The sequence below is a fragment of the Ornithinibacillus scapharcae TW25 genome (assembly GCF_000190475.1).
Classification (GTDB): Bacteria; Bacillota; Bacilli; order Bacillales; family Amphibacillaceae; genus Ornithinibacillus; species Ornithinibacillus scapharcae.
This window is the reverse complement of sequence record NZ_AEWH01000066.1, coordinates 1-4314: the sequence shown is the minus strand read 5'-3', so window position 1 is coordinate 4314 and position 4314 is coordinate 1. Positions and strand designations below refer to the sequence as shown.

The 4314-nt window shown below is 37.0% G+C and carries 4 protein-coding genes; 2 read left to right on the top strand and 2 right to left on the bottom strand.

Annotation, left to right across the window (positions count from 1 at the left end):
- Positions 1-1639: PAS domain S-box protein (locus tag G5W_RS0118295; protein ID WP_010098930.1), on the top strand; the 1639-nt coding region annotated here is incomplete at its 5' end.
- 39 nt (positions 1640-1678) lie between these two features.
- On the opposite strand, the gene G5W_RS24585 is transcribed toward G5W_RS0118295, so the two are convergent.
- Entirely contained in the window at positions 1679-1807 is a 129-nt protein-coding gene (locus G5W_RS24585; protein ID WP_010098928.1) for a hypothetical protein, read from the bottom strand.
- A gap of 176 nt (positions 1808-1983) precedes the next feature.
- Positions 1984-3096, bottom strand: a complete 1113-nt coding sequence (locus tag G5W_RS0118285) for an NAD(P)/FAD-dependent oxidoreductase (RefSeq protein WP_010098926.1) — start codon at positions 3094-3096, stop codon at positions 1984-1986.
- Between the two features lie 155 nt (positions 3097-3251).
- Here G5W_RS0118285 and G5W_RS0118280 point away from each other — a divergent pair, with 155 nt between their 5' ends.
- Positions 3252-4184: a manganese-dependent inorganic pyrophosphatase gene (locus G5W_RS0118280; protein WP_010098921.1), complete on the top strand. Its 933-nt coding sequence runs from the start codon at positions 3252-3254 to the stop codon at positions 4182-4184.
- Positions 4185-4314 lie beyond the last annotated feature (130 nt).

Sequence of the window (4314 nt, the reverse complement as noted above, 5' to 3'; positions counted from 1 at the left end):
TGTCCTCTTAAATGGTATTCAAGATATGATATACATTATGAAAGTGACCAAGGAGGGCAACTTCTGTTATCATTTTATAAATCTTGCAGTAAGGAAATATGCGGGATTAACGAATGACATTATCGGTAAAACCTTTCATGAAGTATTGGATAACGAAAAGGCAGAATTTCTATTAAAAAAATACGAACAAGCCTTATATACAAAGGATTGTGTGGTCTATGAAGACCTTTACCCATCTCCACTTGGTGAAAAAAGATACGGGGAAAATGTTCTAACCCCACTCTTCGATGATAATCAAAATTGTACCCATGTTGTGGCAGTTGTTAAGGATATAACAGAGCGTAAAATTGCGGAAGAGGTTGCTGAAAAGGCCAGAGAAATGCTTTTGGAAGGAAAGCAACGTTACCAATCGCTATTTGATTACAATTTGGATGGGGTATTGGCTATTGATAGGCAAGGAATGGTAGTGGCATGTAACCGTTCACTTACGAATATTACTGGGGATGTAGAAGATAATTTAATCGGCAAGCATTACACGCAGATTATTCTACCAGAAGATGTCGATAAAGTAGAAAAGTACTTCCAAATTGCGATTAATGGTATTTTGGAGGAGTTTAGTATACGAATGAGAAGTAAGGCTGGTAAGGAAATAGAAATGATTGTGAAATTAACTCCAATCATTGTAAATAAACAGACTGTTGGAATCTATGCCATTTGTAAGGATATTACAGAGCAAATAAAGATTCTTAATAAATATACGGAAAGTGAAAATAAGTTTGAAATCATTGCGGAAAATTCAGGGGATCTGATTACTATGCTAGACCATGATGGGAAAATAACCTATGTATCACCATCTTATCGTGATGTGTTAAGCTATGATCCTGAGGAGTATATCGGTAAGGAATTTCATCATAATGTTCATCCCGAGGACATCAATGCATTAACGAATTCTTTTGAACAGTCTAAAATCAGTGGGAAGCCTTGGGTAGCGCAGTTCCGACAAAAACATCAGACGATGGGGTGGATATGGTCTGAGTTAAAAGGATCACCGGTTTATGACTATAATCATGATTTTAAACAAATGGTTGTCTTATCAAGAGATATCTCTATACGTAAAAACTATGAGGATAAGTTAAAATATTTTGCTTACCATGACTCGTTAACTGGATTACCGAATCGTAGATACTTTACGATGCAATTAAAAGAAGCATTAGATGATTACAGAACAACTGGTGAGAAGTTCGCGGTTATTATTATGGACCTCGATCGATTTAAGGAAATCAATGATACATTTGGTCATGATGTTGGAGATAAATCGATTTCTGAATTCGCTTTCCGTGTTGGTCGTCAAATACGTGAAATAGATACGCTTGCTAGACTGGGTGGAGACGAGTTTGTACTCTTATTAAGAAATATAGTGGATAAAAGAGATGTGATACAAGTTGCTGATTCCATTATAGAAGCTGTACAAGCTCCTTGGAAAATTGATAATGCAGCGTTTATTACAACGACTAGTATCGGAATTTCATTATTGTCACAAGAAACCGAGAATACATTTGAATCTTTATTCAAAAATGCAGACCAGGCTTTATACGAAGCAAAAAATGCTGGTGGAAACCAATACGCTTTGAAAATGTAAAAAGACAGTTTAGGGAGATACTCCCTTAAAACTGTCTTTTTAGTTTTCAATTGTTGTTTTTACTTCATTTGGATTTTCTGGTGTGAATACATCTAGTAAGTAGAATGCAAATAAAACGGTAAGTATTGTAAATACGAGCATAATGAGGACAATTATTTTACCTTTCAATTCTATCACCCTTTAACCATAGCGGAAGATTTTTTGGCAGATAGGAAAGTATATTGATCTTTCTCGCCTGCATCAGAAAGACTAGCACATTCGCAAAAGACTAACGAGTGTGAGTTTCTCTAATCTTCTCTACCTGATTTTAGCGTAGCAGAACCGAGTATTCTTGTAAATATATTTTAGTTAATCGCTTCAACCACAGGATAATCTGCCAAGTTAATCTCTAGTTCTTGACCGAGTGCGAGCTTAGCAAGCTGTATACCGAGGTATGGACCTGTTGTAAGTCCAGAAGAACCCAAGCCATTTGCAATTAGTAGGCCATCGAATCCTGGAATATTCCCAATAATAGGAAGGAAACCGGGTGTGAATGGACGGAATCCTACTCTAGCTTCGATAAACGTACTATTTTCTAGACCTGGCAATACGTCAAGAGCTTTTGAAAGAATATCATGAATCCCCCCTGCTGTAACACGGAGGTCAAATCCAGTATCGTTTTCATGTGTAGCTCCAATAACAATGTGATTCTCGAATGGTACAATGGATTGGTTTGTTGGTGGCATAATCACTGGCCATTTGCCAGTGTATAGCTCTGGAATTTGAACATGAATAACCTGCCCCCTTTGCGCAGTGGTTGAGAAGTTAATTCCTAATGGGGATAGGAAGTCATTCATCCAAGCACCACAAGCAGCAATAACAGTATTGGCTTCGAATACTTCATCTTCTACTTTTATGCCAATAACTGTGCGATCACGATGGATGATGGTAGCTTTCCCATCTATTCGTTTCGCACCGTATTTCTGAGCAGCATTTAACAATGCATTGCGGAATACACGTCCATCGACTCTAGCGGCTCCACTTACATGAACAGCAGAATATACCTCATCAATATAAGGTACTAGTTCCCTGGTTTGTGTGGAGTTCAAGATACTAACCTCACCAATTTCAGGAGCATCTTTTCTTCGTTTTAATGCTCGTTCTTGCATAGCGATTAGTTTTTTTTCATCACGATGTAAGCTGATTGCGCCTACTTGTGCGTAACCAGTATTGGTTTCTCCATCCTTTTCCAATTCATTTATAATTGTCGGATATATTTTTGCACCATTTTTAGCTAATTGATACCAAGCCTTGTTACGTCTTTGAGAGAGCCATGGGCAAATGACACCCGCAGCAGCGTTTGTAGCTTGCCCACTCATTTTACGATCAATAATTAGGACTTCTGCTCCATTTTTGGCTAAGTGATAGGCAGTGGACGCTCCTAGTATTCCTGCACCCACAACAATAAATCGATTCATAATTTATAACCTTCTTTTCCTATGTTTAATTCCTATGTTAACTATAGAAATAATTGATTAAAATGTAAAATTGTATAGGTAAAAAAATTCAATCTGCCTATATTTTATGGTAATCTTGTACTTGGAAGAATTGATACATATAAAGGAGAATGATTATGGAAAAGACGTTAGTTTTTGGTCATAAAAATCCCGATACGGATACAATTTGCTCGGCAATTGCGTATGCTAATTTAAAATCAAAATTAGGAGTGAATGCAGAGCCTGCGAGACTTGGTGAAGTAAATAAAGAAACACAATATGCTTTAGATTATTTTAAGCAGGAAGCACCACAACTTATTGAAGAAGTACCTGCAGATGTGAAGGATGTTATCCTTGTCGATCATAATGAATTTCAACAAAGTGTAAGTAATATCCAAGACGTTCGTATCACGGAGGTTATTGATCATCACCGTGTTTCGAACTTTGAAACAAAGGAACCGCTATATTTCCGTGCTGAACCAGTTGGTTGTACGGCTACCATCCTAAATAAAATGTATAAGGAAAATGGCGTAGAAGTTACAAAAGAAATAGCTGGATTATTACTATCTGCCATTATTTCTGACTCTCTATTGCTTAAATCTCCTACTTGCACACAGGAAGATGTAGATGCTGCACATGAGTTAGCTGAAATTGCTGGAGTTGAGCTTGAGAAGTATGGCTTAGACATGCTACAAGCAGGTGCAGATTTAAGTGAGAAGTCTCCACTTGAGTTAATTACAATGGATGCAAAGGAATTTGCAATGGGGAATGCGAAGGTTGAGATCGCACAAGTCAACACTGTTGATGCCAATAAAGTATATGAACTACAAGCAGAATTAGAGGAAGTAATGGATAAAGCCGTTCAAGAAAAAGGGTTAGATTTATTCTTGTTTGTCGTAACAGATATCCTTCATAATGACTCTGAGGTTCTTGCACGAGGTGCTGGTGTAGAAAAGGTTGCAGATGCTTTTCAGGTCCAACTAGATTCTAATAATAGAGCACTGCTAAAAGGTGTTGTATCGCGAAAAAAACAAATTGTTACAGCACTAACGGATGCTTTCACAAAATAATATAAATAGACGGATTAAGCTAGATTAGTTATTCATACACAAAGAGAAAGCTTATAGTCTTACATTACCTATCAAAAAAAGCTTGGTAGAACCAAACGACTTTTTGTTAGGTAGAGATATAGAATATATT